The sequence below is a fragment of the Kitasatospora sp. NBC_00039 genome, from assembly GCF_045160625.1.
Lineage (GTDB): Bacteria > Actinomycetota > Actinomycetes > Streptomycetales > Streptomycetaceae > Kitasatospora.
The window spans coordinates 7,651,418-7,673,644 of record NZ_CP108289.1 but is presented as its reverse complement, the minus strand read 5'-3'; the positions used below and the strand labels follow the sequence as shown (position 1 = coordinate 7,673,644).

11 protein-coding genes and 1 pseudogene are annotated in these 22,227 nt (G+C 75.9%); all 12 read left to right on the top strand.

The features are described from left to right. Positions 1 to 8 precede the first annotated feature (8 nt). The 12 genes and pseudogenes from OG286_RS33960 (at position 9) to OG286_RS33905 (ending at position 22,162) form a co-directional block, all read left to right on the top strand. Positions 9 to 2,357 carry a VWA domain-containing protein gene (locus tag OG286_RS33960; protein ID WP_405365988.1) on the top strand — a complete coding sequence of 783 codons (2,349 nt, stop codon included), beginning with the start codon at positions 9 to 11 and terminating at the stop codon, positions 2,355 to 2,357. Positions 2,358 to 2,502: 145 nt separating this feature from the next. Next, on the top strand, positions 2,503 to 6,108 hold the full coding sequence (locus tag OG286_RS33955) for a tubulin-like doman-containing protein (protein ID WP_405365987.1): 3,606 nt from the start codon (positions 2,503 to 2,505) through the stop codon (positions 6,106 to 6,108). Continuing rightward, positions 6,105 to 8,657: a hypothetical protein gene (locus OG286_RS33950; protein ID WP_396321142.1), complete on the top strand. Its 2,553-nt coding sequence runs from the start codon at positions 6,105 to 6,107 to the stop codon at positions 8,655 to 8,657. The genes OG286_RS33955 and OG286_RS33950 overlap by 4 nt, the downstream gene beginning before the upstream one ends. Further along, a complete protein-coding gene (locus OG286_RS33945; RefSeq protein ID WP_405365986.1) occupies positions 8,654 to 10,732 on the top strand; it encodes a hypothetical protein in 2,079 nt (692 codons plus the stop codon). The genes OG286_RS33950 and OG286_RS33945 overlap by 4 nt, the downstream gene beginning before the upstream one ends. Beyond that, on the top strand, positions 10,729 to 12,960 hold the full coding sequence (locus OG286_RS33940; RefSeq protein WP_405358881.1) for a hypothetical protein: 2,232 nt from the start codon (positions 10,729 to 10,731) through the stop codon (positions 12,958 to 12,960). The genes OG286_RS33945 and OG286_RS33940 overlap by 4 nt, the downstream gene beginning before the upstream one ends. A gap of 601 nt (positions 12,961 to 13,561) precedes the next feature. Continuing rightward, positions 13,562 to 15,178: pseudogene (locus OG286_RS33935) on the top strand (AMP-binding protein); the annotation flags it as partial. 9 nt (positions 15,179 to 15,187) lie between these two features. Continuing rightward, positions 15,188 to 15,589, top strand: a complete 402-nt coding sequence (locus OG286_RS33930; protein ID WP_396321300.1) for an acyl-CoA thioesterase — start codon at positions 15,188 to 15,190, stop codon at positions 15,587 to 15,589. After that, positions 15,586 to 18,186, top strand: a complete 2,601-nt coding sequence (locus tag OG286_RS33925; RefSeq protein ID WP_405358883.1) for an FAD-dependent monooxygenase — start codon at positions 15,586 to 15,588, stop codon at positions 18,184 to 18,186. The genes OG286_RS33930 and OG286_RS33925 overlap by 4 nt, the downstream gene beginning before the upstream one ends. 11 nt (positions 18,187 to 18,197) lie before the next feature. Next, positions 18,198 to 19,211 carry a carbon-nitrogen hydrolase family protein gene (locus OG286_RS33920; protein ID WP_405358885.1) on the top strand — a complete coding sequence of 338 codons (1,014 nt, stop codon included), beginning with the start codon at positions 18,198 to 18,200 and terminating at the stop codon, positions 19,209 to 19,211. Beyond that, positions 19,208 to 20,320, top strand: a complete 1,113-nt coding sequence (locus OG286_RS33915) for a cupin domain-containing protein (RefSeq protein WP_396321137.1) — start codon at positions 19,208 to 19,210, stop codon at positions 20,318 to 20,320. Before OG286_RS33920 ends, OG286_RS33915 begins: the two co-directional genes overlap by 4 nt. A 10-nt stretch (positions 20,321 to 20,330) precedes the next feature. Beyond that, positions 20,331 to 21,296 (top strand): fumarylacetoacetate hydrolase family protein, encoded by a 966-nt coding sequence (locus tag OG286_RS33910; protein ID WP_405358887.1) that lies wholly within the window; start codon positions 20,331 to 20,333, stop codon positions 21,294 to 21,296. Continuing rightward, positions 21,293 to 22,162, top strand: coding sequence for an Asp/Glu racemase (locus tag OG286_RS33905; RefSeq protein WP_405358889.1), 870 nt, complete (start codon positions 21,293 to 21,295; stop codon positions 22,160 to 22,162). Before OG286_RS33910 ends, OG286_RS33905 begins: the two co-directional genes overlap by 4 nt. Positions 22,163 to 22,227: the final 65 nt, after the last annotated feature.

Here is a 22,227-nt window from a genome sequence, read left to right as displayed (position 1 = left end):
AGACGACGGTGCAACACCTGCCCTTCGCGCCCTTCCGCCGGCGCGGCACGACCGGCGCACGGGCCCGCGGGCCCCGGCGCGCCGCCGGCGGCCTCGGGCGGGCCGCAGCGCTCACCGCGGCGGCCCTGCTCACCGCCGGCCTGCCGCCCGGCCCGGCCGCGGCCGACGAGCCCGGCACCGGCGCGTCCGCCCCGGCGGCCATCGGCCCGGTCAACTACGCGGTGGCCGTGGACGAGTCGGGCAGCCTCAAGGCTGCCGACCTCGACCGCGAGCGGGCCGCCGCCGTCCGCATCGCCCTCGGGGAGGTCCACCCCGCCTCGACCATCGGCGTGTACGGCTTCGCCAGCGCGGACAACGACTCCCAGCACCCGGTGGACGAGGTCTGCCCGCCCACCGTCCTGGACGCCGCGGGCCGCGACCAGATCGGCGCGTGCATCGGCAAGCTGCACAGCCGCGCCCCGGGTGAGGGCCAGGGCACCGACTTCCCGAACGCCGTGCTGCAGGGGGTCAGCCGGCTCAGCACCGGGACCGACCCGGCCACGCCCCGGGTCCTGTTCGTCCTCACCGACGGCAAGCTCGACGTCAGCGACAGCCCGGCCTACGGGGATCCGGCCCACCGCGGCGCCGCCGGCGAGGAGGCCCTGAGCCGCGCCCTCGCCGCGGCCAAGGCCGCCGGCATCCAGGTCTGGCCGCTCGGCTTCGGCTCCGACATCGACCGGGCCGCCCTGGACCGGATGGCGGCCGGCGGCTTCCAGGACGGCTGCGTCAACCTCCCCGACGCCAAGCCCCGCGCCTCGGTGGTGCCGGACTCCGCCACCGTCGGCAGCGCGCTGGAGACCGCCTTCGCCGCCGCACACTGCCTGCGCGCCACCCCCGGGGGCAGCGGCCGCCCGCCGATCGACCTCCAGGTGCGGATCTCTCCGCTCACCACCGTGGGCAGCATCGTCGTCGACAAGGGCGACCCGGCGGTGACGGCCACCTACTTCGACCCCTCCGGCCGCGAGATCACCGGCACCACCACCGACCCGGTCTCGCAGTTCGAACTCTCCGGCCGCCAGCAGTCGGTCGAGTCGCTGCGTATCACGGACCCGCTGCCGGGACAGTGGCGGATCCACCTGGACGCCCCCGAGGACCACCGGGCGCAGCTGGCCTCCGTCAGCGTCCTGTGGCGCGGGGCGCTGCGCAGCTCCATCACCATGGCCCCGCCCTCGCCGCGGGCCGGCGAGCAGGCGGTGGTGACGCTCAAGCTGCAGACCCGCAAGGGGTTCCAGATCACCGACCCGCAGGACCTGAAGGACCTGGGCGTCAGTGCCGGCCTGACCGGTGAGGGCTTCGCCCCCGTGCCGATCAGACTGGCCGACGACGGCGTCGCCCCGGACCCGAAGGGCGGCGACGCCACCTTCACCGGGACGGTCACCGTGCCCGCCGGCGCGACCGGCCGGATCAAGGCCTCCGGCACCCTCACCGCCGCCGGGCTGATCGCCGACGAGGACCGCTCGGCGGGCACCCTGGTCGCCCCGGCGGTGCCCCTGGTGACGGCCTCCCTCACGCTCGACGGCGGCGCCGACCGGCGCATCCACCCGGGGGACGAGGTCGCCGGCACCGTCGCCCTGCACAACGGGGACGACGTCGCGCACACCCTGCGGCTGGCCGTCACGGACAGCTCCGAGGGCCTGCTGAAGCTCGAGCCGGGGCAGATCACCCTGGCGCCCAAGGAGTCCCGGCGGGTCGACGTCACGCTGACCGCCGGCGGGTCCAAGGCGTTCCGGGGCCTCCTCGACCGGGGCGATCTGCGGCTCGGCGGCAAGGCCACCGTGGTCGACACCTCCGACCGGGACCGGGTCCTCGTCGACAGTCCGCTGTCGCTGACCGTCACCCCGCCGCCGACCTTCTGGGAGCGGTGGTGGTGGGCCTGCCTGATCACCGGCATCGTGCTGGTGGTCGCCGTGGTGGTGCGGCTGACCCTGCGCCGGCTGCGGTGGGCGCGGACCAGTCCGGCGGGGCTCTCACTGCTCCTGCTCGACGCGGACGGCCAGAAGGTCGGCCAGCTCACCGCGACCGCCGGCACGGGCGGCTGGTACGAGTTCGACGTGGTCGGAGTGGGCGGCCCGAACCCCCGGATCGTGCGACGGCCCGGCGGCCCGTACCGGGTGCAGCGCAACCAGGACGGCGGGGCGGTGCTCGAAACCCGCCGGCAGGCGAGGTCCCGTCTCGACCCGGGCCACCCGGTGCCGCTGGCGGACGGGCTGAACCTGGACATCGCGCCGGGGCGGGGCGCGACAGCCGACCCGCGCCGGCCGGCCGGTGGCGGGCGACCACCGGCCGCCGACCAGCCGCCGGTCTCCCCTTACCTGTGACCCTGCCCGACCGCCGGTGACCCGGGGCGCCCGCCCGGCGCCCCGGCCCGCCCCCCGACCGTCCCACTCCCTCCACCGTCCGGACACACCCGTCCCAGCCACACCCGAGCCGGCCGCCCCGCGCGGCCGGATGAAGGCGGACCTCATGAAGATCTTCCAGCCGATGCTCTTCGTCGGCCTGGGCGGCACCGGCGGCCTCGTCGGCGCCGAACTGGAGCGGCGACTGCGCGCCGAACTGTGCGGCCCCGACGGCACCGCCCTGGGCCACCTCGGCGATCTGGCGCCCTACCAGCTGCCGGACTGCCTGCAGTTCGTCTACGCCGACTTCAGCGAGGCGGACCTGGCCAGGCTGCCGCACGCCACCGTCGACCCGGCCCTGCGGGCCGCCTACAGCCGCACCTCGCGCGCCACCCACGACCTGCTGCCGAACTTCGACAGCTCGCCCGACGTCACCAAGATGCTCCGCGCCAGCCTCCCCGACGAGACCGCCGCCTGGCTGCCGCCGCGCAACAGCGAACCGCGCGTCACCCCGCTGAAGAACGGCGCCGGGCAGCTGCCCACGGTCGGTCGGGCCGGCCTGTTCGGCACCCTGCGCAACGGCCCGGACCCGGTGCTGGAGCCGCTGATGCAGGCCATCGACGCGCTCGCGCGCGCGGGCGGCGTGCTGAGCCAGCTCGGCGGCGGCCAGGTGTCCGGCTGCGACGTCTTCGTGGCCTTCTCGGTCGCGGGCGGCACCGGCGCCGGGATCTTCCTGGACTACCTCTACCTGATCAACCACGCCTTCCGGGAGAAGCGCTTCGACGGCGTCAAGATCTACCCGCTGGTGGTGATGCCGTCCGCGTTCCCGCCGGCGACCGGCGGCGGCCGCGAGGCGGAGCTGAACTCCGCCCGCGCCCTGGTGGACCTCTTCCGGCTGGTGGACGAGCAGAACGCGCCCGTCGAGGGCGCCGAACTCGGCGACCTCGACGAGGACCTGACGCTGCGGATCCGCTACCCGCACACCGCCCCGATCCGGCTGCGCACCGGCATCCTGCCGACCGCCTTCCTGTTCAACCGCACCGCCGGCATCCGCCAGGACGACCTGCGGCGCTCCATGGTGTCGCTGGTGATGTCGCTGATCGGCACCGAGCTCGGCGACGGCCGGCAGAGTTCCCGCGCCCGGGCCGACGACGACTACCAGACCTTCGCCGCGAGCTTCATCAACCGGGGGGTGCAGCGGGCGGCGATGGCGCCGTCCGGCATCGGCCGGCGGGGTGTCTCCACCAGCCTGGTCGCCTCCATGACCGCGCCCGTGGACGAGCTGGCCGCCCTGGTCTCGGGCCGGATCCTGCGCGCCTCGGTCGAGCAGCTGAGCGACCGTTCGCACCGCTCCGACCGGTCCGCGGAGGAGCTGGTCAAGCAGATGTTCGCCGACTCCGGCCTGGAGGACCTGCTGGAGCGGCCGGCGCTCGAACTGCAGCCGCTCGCCCCGGAGCCGCGCGGCAGCTCGGCGATCGAGACCGCGCTGGCCGCCCGGCTGAGCGACATGCAGTCCGAACTCGCCAACCTGGCCCGCCAGGTGGCGCTGCGCACCGCCGACATGGCGAGGGACTTCGCGCCGCGCAGGGCGGTGGACAAGCTGCTGGCCACGGTGGACCCGTTCACGGTCGAGCGGATCGTCAAGGGCGTTCCGCAGGAGGCGAACGACCTGGCCCGGCTCGGCTTCCTCGGGATGCTCGACAACCGCACCCGGATGCCCGCGCTGCCGCCGGGCGCCCGCGACCAGCCGCCGTCCGTCCCGAGGATCAAGCGCCGGATCGGCGGGCTGGCCCAGCCGCGCTGGGGGGACGAGGACGTCCAGGCCGTGCTGCGCGCCCAGGACGCCTGGTACCGCTGGCGCAGCCGGCAGCTCTGGCACGACGGCTGGAAGAACCAGCAGCAGCGCTGGGAGCCGACCGCCCGGGCCCTGGACGCCGAGGTGAGCCGCCTGGTCTCGGCCTTCCGCAAGCACTCCGACCAGGAGCCGAGGGCGTTCGCCGAGCAGTCCCGGGTGCTGTACGAGGACCGCACCGGCGTCTCCTACCTGCTGCCGCCGCAGCGGGACCTCAAGCACTTCTACGACGACCTGGTGACCCGGCTCGCCGCCCGCGAGGGCCTGACCAACACCGAGGACCAGGCCGCCCTGCTGCTGCGGCTGGTCGGCGGCGACGAGTGGCGCGCCGCGAACACGGCGAGCCGGCGCAGCCCCGACGGCGCGGTCGGCGGTGTCAAGGCGGTCGTGGAGGCGGGCGTCAAGCGGCTCTTCGCCGAGAGCGGCGCGCAGTTGGAGGAGCGTCCGCTGCTGCCGTCCATGGGGGTGCTGCTGGCCGCGGCGGCGGGCAGCGCCGAGGAGGCCGAGCTGGTCAGCAAGGAGGCGCTGGACCAGTTCGGCCGCAAGCTGGCCGGCCTGCTGCCGGCCGGCTTCGTCCCGGAGGGCACCGGGCCGCTCAAGGCGCTGGTGACGTACCCGCGGGTCAAGAACGTCGACGAGGTCGAGGCGTTCCTGCGCAAGGAGCTGCGGCTGCCCAAGGACGCGCGGCCGGAGTTCCGCGGGGTCGACACGGAGTCGATCACGGTCGTGCTGTTCCGCAGCGAGATGAGCCTGACCGAGGTGCCCGAGGCCCGCAAGGTGCTGCGCCAGTGGGCCAAGGTGAAGGACAACGAGCAGAGCGAGGACGTGCTGCGCTGGCGCCAGCGCCTCGGCCACCGGGACGACTGGCTGGTCTCCACCGAGGCGGACCGGCGCAACGTGCTGCACCGGCTGCTCTGCCTGCTGTGGAACGGCCAGGTGGACGTGCTGGAGGGGCCCGAGGACTCCCCGCAGCTGATCCGGCTGCGGCTGTTCCGCGAGCGCGGCACCGATGTGCCGGGTGTGCGGCTGCGGCTGGGCGAGCAGCAGAACGGCGTCTCCGGCTGGGCCGAGCTGCTGCGTGCCTACGAGCGCTGGACGGTGCTGGACGACGAGCGCACGGTCGGGGACTACTGCAGCCGGCTGATGAGCGCCCGCCCGGTCGGGCTGTCGCGTTCGGCCAGCCGGCCCGATCCGTTGTTCGTGCGGCTGGTCGAGCAGGTCGCGCCGCAGCAGCTGCGCCTGCTCAAGTCCCGCCGGGAGATCGGCGGGGAGCGGGTCGAGGGCTGGTTCCGCCCTCTGTGGCAGTTCTGGGCGGAGACCCTGCCGGGGGCGCTGAGGCTCGACTTCGGCGACCAGCGTGCCGTGCAGCCGAACCTCGGCAGGCTGCTGGAGGTGATCCAGCGCGGCGAGCTGTCGCCGCGCCCGGTCGACGACGTCGACGACGACGGGCCCGCCCACCAGCCGCGGGCCGTGCGCGAGGAGGACGACTGGGGCACCGTCCGGCCGGCCGAGGGGGGCGCCTGGCCCGGCGCCGAGCGGGGCCGCGACGGCGACCGCAACGACGGCGACGGGCGCAACGGCGGCGGCGAGCGCGACCGGCGTGCCGGCCGGCCCCACGACGACGCACCGGACCGCGGCTCCGACCGGCCCTACGACGGCCACCGGTCCCACGCCGACGAGCGGCCCCACGAGGGCGATCGGGGCGCCGACCCGGGCCGCGGGTCCGGGTGGGACCCCGGCCGCGACGGCGGCCACGAGCCGTCCCCGGAGTGGGCCGAGCCGCCGCTGCACAAACCGTCCGAGCCGCCGTACCGCCCGTCCTGGTGGGACGAGGACCCTGACGGACCGACCGCGGACCGCCGGGGCGGTGAGCCCGCGTGAGCACACCCCTGACCCAGTCCGCACCGGTCGTCCACCTCGACCTGCGCACGGACGAACTGGCCGGCACCGACCCGGCCGGCCTGCGGGCCGCCGTCTCGGCCCGCCTCGCCCGCCAGGGCCGGCCGCAACCGCACGACCAGCGGTTCCTGGTGGTCGACACCCCCGCCGGGCTGGCCGAGCACCGCACCCGGTACGAGCAGATCATGGGCTACCGCACCCCCGGCCGGGTGCACGTGCTCTGCCTGCTGGTGGGCGGCCTCTCGGCGAGTGCCTCCGAGGGCTACCCGGCCGAACGCCGGCTGGTGCGGCCCGCCACCCTGCGCGGCCCCGAGGCCGGCCTGCTCTGGGCCGGCGACCTCCAGGCGGGCGACGGCCTCCGGGAGCCGGCCGCGCCCGACGACCCGCAGGCGCTGGCCGTCCTGGTCGACCTGCTCAGCATCCCCGAGGTGTACGACGAGACCCTGGACGTGCTGGGCGGCCTCCCCGAGGGGGTGGCCGCTCCGGGGCTGCGCGTCCTGGAACACGGCCTGTCCCCGGACGTCCGCAGCCAGGCGTGGAGCGAGGCGCTGCTGCGGTTCGCCGGCTCCCACACGGCCTCCCCCGCCGGACTCACGGCCCGTACGGGCGGGGACCTGCCGCCCGCCCTCTCCTCGCTGGTCGCCGGCGCCACCACCGGCAGCCCCGGCCGGCGCGAGGAGGGCGGAGCCGCCGCCCGCGCCCACCACGCGGCCGTCGACGCCCTGGCCGACGCCGAGACCGAGCTCGTCACCTTCGGCAGCCCCGCCGGCCTGCTCACCGGCGCCGGCCGGGCCGAGCTGGAGTCGGCGCTCGGCCGCGCCCGGGAGGCGCTGGACCGCTACCGCGAGGTGGTCGGGCAGGTGCTGCGCAGCGACGGCGGGACGGCCGGCGTGCAGTCCGCCGCCGAGTCCTCGACCCGGCTCGCCCGGCTCGGGATGGCGGTGGCACCCGCCGGTACGAGCGGCGAGCGGATCGGTGACAGCCTGCGCAGCCTCGCCCTGGGGCTGCTGCGCGAAGGGCTCCCGCTGCGCTCGGTGGCCCAGCGCTTCGCCCTGCTCTCCGAGCAGGTGCAGCCGCTGTCCAACGCACCGCTGCTGGCCGACCTCGACCGGCTGCGCGCACCCGAACCGGGCGAGCGCCCGCTGGACCCCGACCCGCCGGGCAACGGCGTGCTCGCCGTGACGGGGCTCCTCGGCGCCGCCGGCGGCCTCTGGACCTGGTCGGCCACGGCGGCCGCCCTCACCGTCCCCGTGCTGGTCGTGCTCGGCATGCTGCTGGTCGCCTTCCGCCTGCCCGGCGGCCCGGCCCGGCCGGCGGACGCCCGGCGGCTCGGTGCGGCCGCGCTCGCCGGCGCCGCCGTGGCCACGGTGACCGCGCAGCTGGCCGGCCTTCCGGTCTGGTCGGCCGTGGCAGGCCTGCTGCTCGCGCTCGGGTGCTGGGCCTGGCTCCTGCTGAGGGCCTGGCACATGCACGCCCAGCGCTGGGGCCGCGAACGCGGCGTCACCCCGCTGCAGGACGAACTGAACGGCCTCGACGACCTGTTGGCCCGCGCCCTGCGCGAGTGCTGGGCCGTCGAGGAGCGGCGCTACTGCGCGGACGCCGCACTGTCCGTGGTCGGGGTGCTGCGGGCGACCGCCGAGGCCGCGGAGGACGAGGCGACGCGCGACCTCGCCTCCGACACGCCCGCAGCCACCGAGGAGGCGGCCGACGACTGGCTGAACGGGCCGGCCGAGGAGGGCGACGACGACCTGTCCTGGCAGGACGAGTACGACTGGACCAGTGTCCCGCCGCGGCCCGACCGGTGGCCCGACGCCGGGCCGGACGAGCCCGCCGGCCTCGGGGAGGCCGGTCCGGGCCCCGACGGGGAGGGCGCCTCCGGCTCCGCCCTCGGTCCGGCTGCCCGCCCCGGCGCACCGCGCTGGCTGGAGCGCGGCGAGGCCAAGGGCGGCCCCGACCTCGTGCCGACCCTGGCCGCCGACCTCACCGACGCCACCCTGACCGCCCTGGAGCCGTACTGGGGCGCGGTCGAGCGCGGCTACGCCGGCGACGCCGCACAGGAGCGGATCGCCGAGCGGGTCCGCGAACTCCTCGGCGTGGCCCGCGAACACCTGCGGCACAACGACGTGCTGCCCGCCCCGCCGTTCACCGCGCCGCACCGCGTCCGCAGCGGGCCCGCCGGTCTGCTGGGCATCGACGCCCGACGGGTCACCGACCCGGCCACCGTCGACCCGGACGGGCAGGGCGTGGTCCAGCTGAGCTCGGCCGAGCAGCTGGACCTGCTCAGCCGCAACCCCGCAGCCGTCGCCCTGATCCGGTTCGCCCCGGAGGCCGCCCGCGACGGCTCCGCCGCCGGTTCGGCCGCCGACCCGGTCGTCGGCACGGCCGCGGGCCACCAGGAGAGCCGGGACGTCCGGACCGCGGCCGGCCGGTACGCCGGGATGCTGCGGCTGACCGCGCTGCGGGCCGGCGTCGTCGAGACCGTGCGGCCGCGACACGACGCGCCGTCCGACACCGAGGAGGAGCAGTGGTGAGCGCCCCCGGGCCAGGCCCGCAGAGCGGCGGCCCCGCCCGTGCCGAGCCCGTCGAACTGTCCTTCCTCGATCCCGACGGGAGGCGGTGCCACACCTGGGCCCGCTTCGGCTCCGACGCCGGCCCGTCGGCCCGGGGCCTGCCCCGGACGCGCAACGCGCTGCTGAACGAGCGCGTGCGGTGCGTCCAGGTCCGGATCGCCGACCCCGGCGCGCCCGGCGCCGCCGAGGCGGCCCGCGCCGCGCTCGACACCGAGGCGGCGGCCGCGCTGCGGCTCCACCACGCCCTCGGGAGCCCCGGCGCCGCCCGGCCGTTCCCCGTCGTGATCGGGTACGAGCTCGACGTGGCCGAGCCGTTCGTGCTCTACCGGCCCCCGCGCGGCCGGACCACCGAGAAGCTGCACGGCCTCCCCAGCACCCACCTGCGCATCATCGAACGGGACCTGGTCGACGCCGTCGGCCTGCTGGCGGAGCTCGGCCTGGTCCACCATGGCATCACCCCGGCCACCGTCCGCTGGGACGGCTCGGAGATCCAGCTCTGGGGCCTGGACGCGGTGACGCACACCGGGCGGCCCCGCGCGCCCCGCGGCCCCGCGCCCTACGCACCGCCGGAGGTGCGCGGCGGGATCGGCCGCAGCGATCCCCGCGACGCCCTGTGGAGTGCCGCCCAGGTGATGTACCGCCTGGTCACCGGCCGGGCCGGTGACCCGGACCGGGCCCCGGCCGACCTGGCCGACCACCGGTCGCTCGCGCACACCATGGGGCCCTCGTTCGCCCCGCGGGCCTCCGACCGCCCCGCCCCGGCGGCCCTGCTCGGCCTGCTCGCCCCCGACCGGGCCCCCGCGGCCACCCGGCTGGCCGGCGACGGCCTCACCGCCCACCGGGCCGCGTTCGACCGGGCCCTCGCGCTCAAACGCTCCGCCGGCGCGGCGCCGCCCGGCGGAGCGGTCGGCCACGGCGTCGGCGGGCCGGAGCCGGAGCAGGCCACGGACGCCGCGCCCGGCGAGGTGCTCTGCCCGTACTGCCTGGAGCTGATCCGCTTCGACCCGGCCGCCCTCTACACCCCCGACGCCGTCCAGGAGCTCCAGCCGTACGACCTGGGGGCGCAGCGCAGTCCGCGGCTGCTCGCCGACGAGCTGCGCGGCGCCTTCCAGCTCTGCCAGGGCAACGCCGGCGTGCCGCCGCACCACATCCCCGTCCCCTACCTGACCAACGGGCGCCCGCTGACGGTCGCCATGATCGGGCAGTCCAACACCGGCAAGAGCCACCTGCTCACCCAGATGATCGCCGAGATCGCCGACGACCGGCTGAAGCCGTACGGCGTCAGCTGGCAGTCCGTCAACCCGGAACAGCACGCCAGCTTCCTCAACAACCGGGTGGTGCCGCTGCGCGACGGGAGGGTGCTCGCCCACACCGCCGGGCTCGGGCACAGCGAGTCCGCCCGCTTCGTGGAGTCCCTGCTGATCACCGACGCGCGGGGGCGGATCCGACCGCTGGCCTTCTTCGACCTCGCCGGCGAGGACCTGCTGCGCACCGACGCCCTGCTGCGCTTCCTGCTCGGCATCGACGCCCTGGTCTTCGTCGTCGACCCCACGCTCGCCATGCCGCTCGCCCAGCTCGACGACATCCGCACCGCGCTCGGCCAGCACGTCAACCGTGACGGCGACCCGGCGTTCGCCACCGCCCTGGACCGCATCCCCAGGACCGGCCCCTACCTCACGGTCCCGTCCGCCGTCGTGGTCGCCAAGGCCGACCTGCTGCGATCCGAACCCCCCGTCGACCGCTGGCTCAGCGAACCGGGCCACACCCCGCTGAGCCGCCGACGGATCCACGAGGAGAGCCGCGACGTGTACGCACTGCTGGAGCGCCACGCCGGCAAGGCCTGGCTGCGCCCCTTCGACACCGCCCTGCACTGCACCCTGCACGTGGCCTCGGCGACCGGCGGGCGGCAGGAGGACAGCCGCTACCCCCGCGGCGTCCGGGCCCAGCGTGTGCTCGAACCCCTGCTCTCGCTGCTCGCGATGCACGGGATCGTCGAGCTCGCCGACGGCGGCCCCGGCGAGGAGGTGGACGGATGAGCACGCCCGGCACCGGCCCCCTCGACACCGTCGACCAGATCGCGTTCCGCTGGCAGGGCAACCAGGGCCGGCGGGGCTCCGGCACCGCCGCCGCGGCCTGGTCCTGCGCCCGGGAACGCGCCGAGGACCTCGCCCACGAGCTCGCCCCGATGCTCCGGGTCGACGACGCGCTGCGCCCCAGCATCGTCCGCACCGTCCTCCAGGGAGGCGAGGCCGCCCTCGTCCAGCGGTGGCCCACCGCCGACGCCGGCGGCCGGCCCAACACCGCCGCGCACGTCCTGCTCGGGCCGGCCAACCTCCTCGGCCCCAGGACCTGCCTGGGCCTGCGGGACTGGACGTGGAGCCGGCAGGAGTTCGCCGAACAGGAGAGCGGCCGGTGCGATCCGGTGCCGCGGACCGCCCTGCGGGACGTCGCGGAACCGGCCTGGGCCGACACGCTGGCGCAGCTGCCCGACGTCCGTGAGGCGCTCACCGCCGCCACCGCGGCCCTGCTGCGCCGCCCGACGCACCGCCTCTCCCTGCGCAGCGACGCCCTGCCGGGCTGGCCGGGGGAGAACCGGTCCGGCGTCGTCATCGCCGGCCTGTACCAGGTCTTCGGCTACCGGTGGCTGGGCCGCGCGTGGACCTTCGCCACCTACGACATGACGGACCGTCACGACCTGATGGTCACCTGGGTGGCGGACTGGTCGACCGACTCGGGGCAGCAGCGGTCGCGCTACCGCATCGACCCGAGGCGCCCCGAGCCGGACCTCGCGCACGAGCTCGCGGGCCACCTGGTGGAGCGCTGCCTCGTCGCCACCGAGGAGGGCCGCCGATCCGGGGGCCTGCCGGAGCTGACGAGAGAGCTGCCGGACGGCGCGGGGCTGCCGGCCGAGGCGCGGCTGCGGGAGCTCGCGGACGTGCTCGGCGTCCGGCCGCGGCGCCCCGGCGGCGGTTCCACGCCCGCCGCCCGGCCGGGCGAGCACCCGGGGCCCACCGGCACCGGCCGGCCGGGGAGCCGGCGCACCACCGGGCCGGACGGCCGGGCCGAGGGCCGGGCAGGTGACCGGGCCGACGGCTGGACCGACGGCTGGACCGGCAGCCGCCCCGACGGCCGGGCAGGCGACCGGCCGCACGAGGGGCCCCGCGACCGGCTCGGCGGCGCGCACACCGGGGGACGCCACTACGAGGAGGGGGACGACCCCGACGAGGCGCCCCTGTACGAGGAGCCGGTGCACGAGACACCGCCGCCGGCCCCCGCTCCCTCGCCCTCGCCGCCCTCGCTGTCGCGGCTGCACGAGGACCTCCTGGGGATCGGCCCCGCCCCGTCCGAGGCCGTGCGCCACGAGCTGGACCGGCGGATCGCCGTGCTGAGCGACCGGGACGTGCTCGGCCTCCTCGGGGAGGAGGCCCTCCCCTTCCGGGCGGTCAACCGGCTGCTCGACGGCCTCAGCCGCCGCGGGGGGCGCAGCGCGGAGCAGGAGTCCGAGCTCTGCGCCGAAGTCCTGCACCAGCGCCTCTACCTCTACCGAACCGGACTGAACCCGGTCGGCCACGACAGCGCGGACGACGACCGACTTGCGGAACGGGCCGCCTGGCTGTTCCGCTGGGCGGTGGCCCCCCACACCCGGGACCCGCACCACACCGAGGCGCTCGGGGCGTGGCTGGGCGAACTCGTCCGTCCCGGCACCGGCCTGGAGGCTCGGCTGCTGCGCCGGCTGGTGCCACCCCCCGGGGAACAGGCAGAACCCGGCCTGCCGCCCGATCTGCCGCCCGAGCTCTGGCGCCGGCTGCTCCACGAGCTCGCTCCGGGCACTCCGGGCACCCCGGGTGCAGCGGGCCGGGCGGGGCCGGCGGCCGTGTGGTCCAAGGCGCCCTCACCGCACGCGGGCCCCGCGGCCCCGGGCCCGCCTGCGGCGGGGCAGCTCGCCGAGCCGCCCCCGGCGCCCGCGACGCGGGCGGGTGCGCCGGGGCAGCCGAGGCAGCCGGTGGACCGACGTCCACCGCAGGCGCAGGCCCCCACGGCACCGGCGCGCGCCCCGGGGGCGGCAGTCGCTCCGGGGCCGGGCGTTCCCGTGCGCCCGTCGTTCGGCACCGCTGCGCCGCCCGAACACCCTCCCCAGCCGCTGTACAACCAGCCGCACCACCAGGGCGACCAGCGCGACGACCTCCCGCGGATCGCGGCATTCGCCGGAGGTCTGCTGATCCTCCTGGTACTCGCCCTGACCGTTCTCCTCTCCCGCCACTGACCCCCGGCGGCGTGGCGCCGACGGGCGTCGGGCCGCCGGGGAGCCCGGGCCGACGACCCGGCCGTCCGCCCCCGGGGAGTCGCACTCCCCGGGGCGCACTTCACCACCCGGGCCTCGATCCGGAGAAGCGGACCAGGGGCCACGGCCTCCGGACGACGCAGGCGGGACGCCGAAGCCCGGCCGTGCGGGCCCGCGCACGCCGGGCCCCCGGATCGGAAGAGGTCGGCGTCCGGCACGCCGGCCGGTACCCCGCGCCACGGCCCGCACGGGTGATGGGCGCTCAGGTAGCGTCTGGAACTCCTGGACCGGCCCGCAGGCCGTGAGCCGGTCGAGCCACACCGAGCAGGGCGTTCCGGCGAGTGGAAATCCCGCGAGCACCTGCGGAGGCTCACATGATCCCCCTCCGATGACCGTTCCTCACCTTGGCATGCCAGGGTCATATTCACCGAGCCTCACCGGCCTCACGGGCCACCCGCCCGCCGGGCAGAGGGCCGCCGCGCAGGCGCAGCCGCTCACTCCGATGCGTGTATCGCTCTCTTGACTGGCGTCACCAGAGCGCCATACTGGCCTCACTCCCCGCTCGCCGAAGAGGTGCCGCCCCATGGAGCTCACACCCTCAGCGCATCTGGACACGTTCTGCCGCGACAGCCTTCCGCCGCTCGACCAGTGGCCGGAGTTTCTCTTCGAACTGCCCGAGCTGGCCTATCCGGACCGGCTCAACTGCGCGCACGCGCTGCTCGACGAGACGATCGAGCGCCTGGGCCCCGACCGGCCCTGCCTGCTCACCCCGACGGAGCAGTGGAGCTACGGCGAACTGCGCGACCACGCCGACGCGGTGGCCCGGGTCCTGACCGAGGACCTGGGCCTTGCCACCGGCAACCGCGTGCTGCTGCGCGGCCCCAACACCCCCTGGCTGGTGGCGTGCTGGCTCGGCGTGCTGAAGGCCGGCCTGGTGGCGGTCACCACCATGCCGCTGCTGCGGGCGCCCGAGCTGACCGCGATGATCGAGATCAGCCTGCCGGTCGCGGCGCTGTGCGACCACCGCAACCTGGCCGAGCTGGAACGGGCCGCCACGCCCGGCCTGGCCGTCCTGGCCTACGGCGGCCCCGGACCGGACGACCTCACCGCCCGCTGCACCGCCCGGCGCGGCCCCTTCACCGCCGTGCCCACCGCCGCCGACGACGTGGCGCTGATCGCCTTCACCTCCGGCACCACCGGCCGGCCCAAGGCCACCCTCCACTTCCACCGCGACGTCCTGGCCAACGCCGACACCTTCTCCCGGCACGTGCTGCGGCCCACCCCCGACGACCTCTTCGCCGGCACGCCGCCGCTCGCCTTCACCTTCGGCCTCGGCGGGCTGGTGGTCTTCCCGCTGCGGGCCGGGGCCGCCACGCTGCTGCTGGAGCAGACCGGCCCGGAGGAGCTCGCCGAACAGGTCGCCCGGCACCGGGTGAGCGTGCTGTTCACCGCGCCGACCGCCTACCGGGCGATCCTGGCCGCCGGGCTGGCCGACCGGCTGGCCGGCGTGCGGCGCTGCGTCTCGGCCGGCGAGCACCTGCCGGCCTCCGTCTGGCAGGCCTTCCACGCGGCCACCGGACAGCGGCTGGTCGACGGGATAGGCGCCACCGAGCTGCTGCACGTCTTCATCTCCGCCGCCGACGGTGACATCCGTCCCGGCGCGACCGGGCGGCCCGTCCCGGGCTACCGGGCCGCCGTGCTCGACGCCGACGGCTCGCCGGTACCCGACGGCCGGCCGGGCCTGCTCGCCGTCAAGGGCCCCACCGGGTGCCGCTACCTGCGCGACGAGCGCCAGCGCGGCTACGTCCGCAACGGCTGGAACCTCACCGGCGACACGTACGTCCGCGACCCCGACGGGTACTTCTGGTACCAGGCGCGCACCGACGACATGATCGTCTCCGCCGGCTACAACATCGCCGGGCCCGAGGTCGAACAGGTGCTGGCCGGCCACCCGGACGTACTGGACAGCGCGGTGGTCGGCGCACCCGACGAGCGGCGTGGCAGCGTCGTCAAGGCGTACGTGGTGCTGCGCGAGGGCGTGCCGGCCGGGCCGGAGACGGAGCGGGAGCTCCAGGAGCACGTCAAGCGGACGATCGCGCCGTACAAGTACCCGCGCGAGGTCGAGTTCGTCACCGAGCTGCCGCGCACCGCGACCGGCAAGCTGCACCGGGCCGAGCTGCGCCGCCGGGCCGCCGCACGGCCCGCCAGCGTGGCGGTGGGGCGGCGGGTGGAGTGGTCGGACACCGACGCGGCCGGGCACTACCACTTCTCGGCGGTGCAGCGCTGGGTCGAGGCGGCCGAGGCGGTGCTGCTGCGCCGGCTCGGGCTGGCCGGGCTGTTCGGCCGGATCCCACGGGTGCACTTCGAGGCCGATTACCGCGAACGCCTCTGGTTCGGCGATCCGGTCCGCACCGAGCTGCGGGTCCTGCGGGTCGGCGGCTCCTCGCTGCACTACGCGTTCGAGGTGCACGGCCCGCAGGGCCTGGCCGCCGCCGGGCGGATGTCGGTGGTGCACGCCGCCGCGCAGGCCAAGGGCGCCGAGCCCTGGCCCGCCGAGGTGCGCCGGGCACTCGCCGAATCCGGTCCGCAGCAGCCGGAGGAGTACCGATGAGCGGCGCAGGGGTGCCGGAAGGCACAGGGGTGCCGGAAGGCACAGGCGTGCCGGCAGGCACAGGCGTGCCGGCAGGCGCCGGAGGGCTCCCGGTGGGCGACGGGGTGCGGCGGGTCGCGGTGATCGGCGCCGGGCCCGGCGGGCTCTACTTCGCCGCGCTGGCCAAGAAGTTGGCGCCGCACCGGGAGATCACGGTGTGGGAGCGCGACGACCGCGACGACGCGTTCGGCTTCGGCGTGGTCTTCTCGGACGAGACGCTGGACGGCATCGCCCAGGCCGACCCGCAGGTCTTCGCCGCCCTGTCGGCCGAGTTCGCCCGCTGGAGCGACATCGACGTCCGGTACGCCGGCCAGGTGCGCACCTGCGGCGGGCACGGCTTCGCGGCGCTGGACCGCAACCGGCTGCGCGCGGTCCTGCAGGAGCGCTGCGCCGAGCTGGGGGTGGCCGTGCGCTACCGCACGCCCGCGCCGCCGGTCGCCCGGCTGGCCGCCGAGTACGACCTGGTGGTCGCCGCCGACGGGGTGCGCTCGGCGACCCGCGCGGCCTTCGCGGAGGCCTTCCGGCCCGAGCTCGACGAGCGGCACTGCCGCTACATCTGGCTCGCCACCGACAAGGTCTTCGAGGCTTTCACGTTCATCGTGGAGCAGCACGACTTCGGCGCCCTGCAGGTGCACGCCTACCCGTACAGCGAGCGGCGCTCGACCTTCATCGTGGAGATCGCCGAGGAGGCGTGGCGCAAGGCCGGCTTCGACGCCCTGGCCGGGCGGGAGTCGAGGCGCGGGGAGAGCGACCTGGCGAGCGTGCGGCGGTGCGAGCAGCTGCTCGCCGGGCACCTGGACGGGCACCGGCTGATCCCCAACGCCTCGCGCTGGATCCGCTTCACCACCGTGCGCAACGCGAGCTGGCACCACCGCAACGTGGTGCTGCTCGGGGACGCCGCGCACACCGCCCACTTCTCGATCGGCTCGGGCACCAAACTGGCCCTTGAGGACGCCCTCGCGCTGGCTGCCGCGCTGCACGAACAGCCGGTGCTGGAGCACGCGTTGACGGCCTACGAGACCGGGCGACGGCCGGTGGTGGAGTCCGCGCAACGGGCCGCGCAGGCGAGCCTGGAGTGGTTCGAGACCGTCGGGCGGCACACCGGCCAGGGCGCCGGGCAGTTCGCCTTCAACCTGCTCACCCGCAGCCGCCGGGTCACCTACGGCAACCTGCGCGCCCGGGACGCCGCCTTCGTGGACTCCGTCGACGCGGACTTCGCCGACGCCGACCTCGCCGACACGACGAACGGCAACGCGACGAACGGCAACGCGCCGGGCGGCGACGCAACCTCCCCCGGCGGCGCGGGCGTTCCGCCGATGTTCCGGCCACTGCGGCTGGGCGGGCTGCAGCTGCGCAACCGGATCGTGGTGCCGCCGCTGGCCACCTTCACCGCCGTGGACGGGCTGCCCAGCGGCTTCGACCGGGCCCAGCTCGCCGCCCAGGCCCTCGGCGGCGCCGGTCTGGTCTTCACCGGCATGACCGCGGTCAGCGCGCAGGGCCGGGCCACCGAGCGCTGCCCGGGCCTGTGGTCGGACGCCCAGGAGGCGGCCTGGCGTGCGCTGGTGCGCTCGGTCCGCGAGCTCGGCGACACCCCGCTGGGCATCCAGCTGACCCACGCCGGGCGGCGCGCGGCGAGCACCGTGCCCGGCCCCGACGGGATCGGGCACCCGCTCGCGGACGGCTGGCCGGCGCTGGCCGCCTCTCCCCTGCCCTGGGAGCCGGCCGGCCCGCCCCCGCGCGAGGCCGGCGCGGCGGAACTCGCGGGCGTGGCCGCCGACTTCGCGGCCGCCGCGGCCCGCGCCGACCGGGCCGGATTCGACGTGCTGGGGCTGCAGTTCGGCCACGGTCACCTGGTCTCCGGGTTCCTCTCCCCGCTGACCAACCACCGCACCGACCGCTACGGCGGCCCGCTGGAGCACAGGCTGCGGCTCGCGCTGGAGGTGCTCGACGCGGTACGGGCCGCCTGGCCGGCCGGAAAGCCGATCGTGGTGCGGATCTCGGCCGCCGACTGGGCGCCGGGCGGCACCACCGAGGCGGAGGCGGTGGCGATCTGCCGGGCGCTGGCCGCCGCCGGAGCGGACGCGCTGGACGTCTCCACCGGCGAGGTGGTCGCGCACCAGAGGGTGCCGTACGGGCGCGGCTACCAGGTGCCGTTCGCCGACCTGGTCCGCAACGCGACCGGGATCCCGACCGTCGCGGTCGGCGCGATCTCCGGTCACGACGACGCCAACTCGGTGCTGCTGGCCGGCCGGGCCGACCTGGTCGCGGTCGGCCGGGCCCAGCTGTACGACCCGCTGTGGACACTGCACGCCGCGGCCGAGCAGGGCTACGCCGGCCCCGGGGCGCGCTGGCCGCAGCCCTGGCAGGCGGGCAGCCGCCGGCCGCCCGGGCCCGGCGCGGACCGGGTCGCGCCGCGGCTGCGACTGCTGCCCGAGGCGGCCGCGCCGGTGCACCGCCGCTGGCTGCCCGACCGTCCTGACGACCAGCCGCCGGAGCGGGCGCCGGCCCGACCGGCGGACCGGCCCGGCCGGAAGACCACCGAACCCGCACCGAACTGAGGGAGGACCGGATGCCCCACCTGCCCCGCTTCACCGCCGCCGCCGTCCAGGCCGCCCCCGTCTACCTCGACCCGGACGCCACCGTCGCCAAGGCCGTCGCCCTGATCGCCGAGGCCGCCGCGCACGGCGCCGCGCTGGTGGTCTTCCCCGAGGTCTTCGTGCCCGGTTACCCGTACTGGAACTGGACGATGAACCCGCTCCAGGGCTCCCCCTGGTTCGAACGCCTCTACCACGCCTCGGTCGACGTGCCCGGCCCACAGGTGGACGCGCTGTGCGCCGCCGCCCGCCGGGCCGGCGTGGTCCTGGTGATCGGTGTCAACGAGCGCGGCCGGCACGGCGTCGGCACGCTGTACAACACGCTGCTCACCATCGGCGCGGACGGCCGGCTACTCGGCGTGCACCGCAAGCTCGTGCCGACCTGGGCCGAGAAGCTGACCTGGGCCCAGGGGGACGGCAGCTCACTGGTGGTGCACCGGACACCGGTCGGCCCGCTCGGCGTGCTCGCCTGCGGCGAGAACACCAACCCGCTGGCCCGCTTCACCCTGCTCGCCCAGGGCGAACTGGTGCACGCCGCGAGCTACATCGCGCTGCCGGTCGCGCCCGAGGACTACGACATGGCGGAGGCGATCGCGCTGCGCGCGGCCGCGCACTGTTTCGAGGGCAAGGTGTTCACCGTGGTGTCCTGCTCGACGATCTCGCCCGAGATCGTCGACCTGGTGGCCGGCGAGGACCAGCAGGTGCGCAAGCAGCTCGCCCGCCCGCGCGCCGCGCTCTCCGGCGTCTTCGGCCCGGACGGGCGCCCGGTCACCGAGCCGCTGGTCGACGAGGAGGGCATCGTCTACGCCGAGATCGACCTCGCCCGGTGCGTCCGGCCCAAGCAGATGCACGACATCGTCGGCCACTACAACCGGTTCGACGTCTTCCGTCTGCACGTCGACAACCACCCGCACCTGCCGGTGACGTTCCCCGGCGGACACCGGCCCGACGCCCCGCAGGAGCCCGGCTCCCACCAGGAGGAAACGTGAACGACTACGACGACACCCGGCCGGGCCGGGCCAGGGTCGGGGACAGCCCCGAACTCGCCGCCTACTACGAGGAGCTGGCCAAGCAGGAGGCGGGCGCGCTCTGGACGGTGGCCAACGAGATCGAGCCCTGGTACCCGCAGCCCCGGTCCGTCCCGGTGCTCTGGCGCTACGCGGACCTGGCGCCGCTGGTCCGCAAGGCGCTGCCGCTGGTCCGGGCGGACGACGCCGGCCGGCGGGTGGTCATGCTGGTCAACCCCGGCCGGCGCGAGCTGAGCGCGGCCGTCGGACTGCTCTACACCGGCCTGCAGATCATGGGCCCGGGCGAGGCGATGACCGCGCACCGCCACCAGGCCGCCGCGCTGCGCTTCGTGCACGAGGGCACCGGCGCCTGGACGATCGTGGACGGCCAGAAGCTCAAGGTCGGGCCGCGCGACTTCGCGATCACGCCGAACAACACCTGGCACGAGCACGGCAACGAGGACTCGGACGAACCGGTGATCTGGCAGGACGGGCTGGACATCCCGCTGGTCAACGCGCTCGACGCCGGCTTCTACGAAGTCCACCCCGAGCTGTACCAGCGGCCCGGCACGGTCGTGAACTCCTCGCTGCTCAGCTACGCCGGCACGCTGCTGCCGTACGGCGCCGAGAAGTGGAGCCGCCCGTACTCCCCCCTGCTCGGCTGGCCCTGGGGGCCCAGCTACGAGGCCCTGTGCCGGCTGGCCCGGGCCGGCGAGGGGTCCCCGTACGACGGCGTGATCATGGAGTACGCCAACCCGGTCACCGGCGGTTCGGTGATGCCGACCATGAGCGCCCACCTGCAACTGCTACGGCCGGGCCAGGCCACCCTCGCACACCGGCACACCGGCTCGGTCGTCTACACGGCGGCCAAGGGCCGCGGCGTCTCGGTCATCGCCGGGCGGCGCTTCGAGTGGCAGCAGGGCGACATCTTCGTGGTGCCGTCCTGGGCCTGGCACGAGCACGCGAACGCCGACCCCGGCGAGGACGCCTGCCTCTTCTCGTTCAACGACTTCCCGGTGATGCGCTCGCTCGGCATGTACCGCGAGGAGGCGCACCCGGACAACGGCGGCCACCAGCCCGTCCTTCCGTAAGGAGCTTTCGATGCACCTGCTCAGCTACCGCACCGGCGGCAGCGACACCCCGCGCCTCGGCGCTCGGACCGGCGACCGGGTGGCCGACCTCGCCGCGCTCGCCACCGCCGCCGGCGCCGAACTGCCCGGCGACCTGGCCGCCCTGATCCGGGCCGGCGAGCCCGCCCTCGCCACCGCCCGCGCGCTGCTGGCCGCCGCGCCGGCCGGCGCGTCGCTGCCGCTGGCCGAGGTCACGCTCTGTGCGCCGCTGCGCCCCGGCAAGGTCGTCGGCGTCGGCCTCAACTACGTCGAGCACGTCGCGGAGTCGCACCGCTCGCTCGACACCGGACGCGAACTGCCCGACCGTCCGGTGCTGTTCGGCAAGCCGGCCACCGCCGTCACCGGCCCCGGGCAGCCGATCCTGCACAACGCCGACCTGACCAAGCAGCTCGACTGGGAGTGCGAACTGGCCGTGGTGATCGGCCGCACCGCCCGCCGGGTCACCGAGGCCGAGGCGCTGCGGCACGTCTTCGGCTACAGCATCGTCAACGACGTCAGCGCGCGCGACCAGCGCCGCTCCGGGCAGTGGTTCTTCTCCAAGGGACAGGACTCCTACTGCCCGTTCGGGCCGGTCGTGGTCACCGCCGACGAGATCCCCGACCCGCAGAACCTCGACCTCTCGCTCAAGGTCAACGGCGTGACCAAGCAGGACTCCAACACCCGCCACATGCTCTTCGGCGTCGCCCGGCTGATCGCCGACATCTCCTCCGGCATGACCCTGGAGCCCGGCGACGTGATCGCCACCGGCTCGCCGTCCGGCGTCGGCGCAGGTCTGGTACCGCCGCAGTTCCTGCAGCCCGGCGACCTGGTGGAGGCCACCGTCGAGCGGATCGGCACGCTCGCCAACCCGGTCGTCGACGCCCGCGGTCACGAGGCCCGCGGTCACGAGGCCCGCACCGGCGGCGCCCGGCTCGACGACGAAGGGGCGGACGCATGACCACCTACCGGATCGGCCAGATCGTCCCGAGCTCCAACGTCACCATGGAGACCGAGGTCCCCGCCCTGCTGCGGGCCCGGGAGACGGTCGCCCCCGAACGCTTCACCTTCCACTCCAGCCGGATGCGGATGACCAAGGTCACCCCCGAGCAACTGCGCGCGATGGACGCCGACTCGGACCGCTGTGCGCTCGAACTCTCCGACGCCCGGGTCGACGTGCTCGGCTACGCCTGCCTGGTGGCCGTCATGAGCACCGGGCCCGGCTACCACCGGGAGTCCGAGCAGCGGCTGCACCGGCGCACCGTCGAGAACGGCGCGCCGGCGCCGGTGGTGACCAGCGCCGGCGCCCTGGTGGCCGGGCTGCACGTGCTCGGGGCGAAGAAGGTCGCCCTGGTCGCGCCCTACCTCCGGCCGCTCGCCCGGACCGTGGTGGACTACCTGGCGCACGAGGGCATCACGGTGACCGACCACGCGGCCCTGGAGATCCCCGACAACCTCGCGGTCGCCGCCCACGACCCGGCCCGGCTGCCCGGGATCGCCGCACGCCTCGCGCACGCCGAGGCGGACGCCGTGGTGCTCTCCGCCTGTGTGCAGATGCCCTCGCTGGCGGCCGTCGAGGAGGCCGAGCAGCAGCTCGGCAAACCGGTGGTCTCGGCGGCGATCTGCACCGTCCACCAGTTGCTGCGCGCGCTCGGGCTGCCCGCCTTCGCACCGGGGGCGGGGTCGCTGCTCTCCGGCGCCTACGCCGAAAGCACGTCACCGGCCCACGGGGCGCCCGCCGCACCGCCGTCCCGCCCGCCGGCGACCGTCCCGCAGCCGCCCACCGCACCGCCGTCCGGACCACTCGGCTGCGCTCCGACAGTATGATCACGCCGGGCGGTCGGCAGGCGGGACCGCCCGGGACCGGCGCACACGCCGTACGGGAGGAGGGC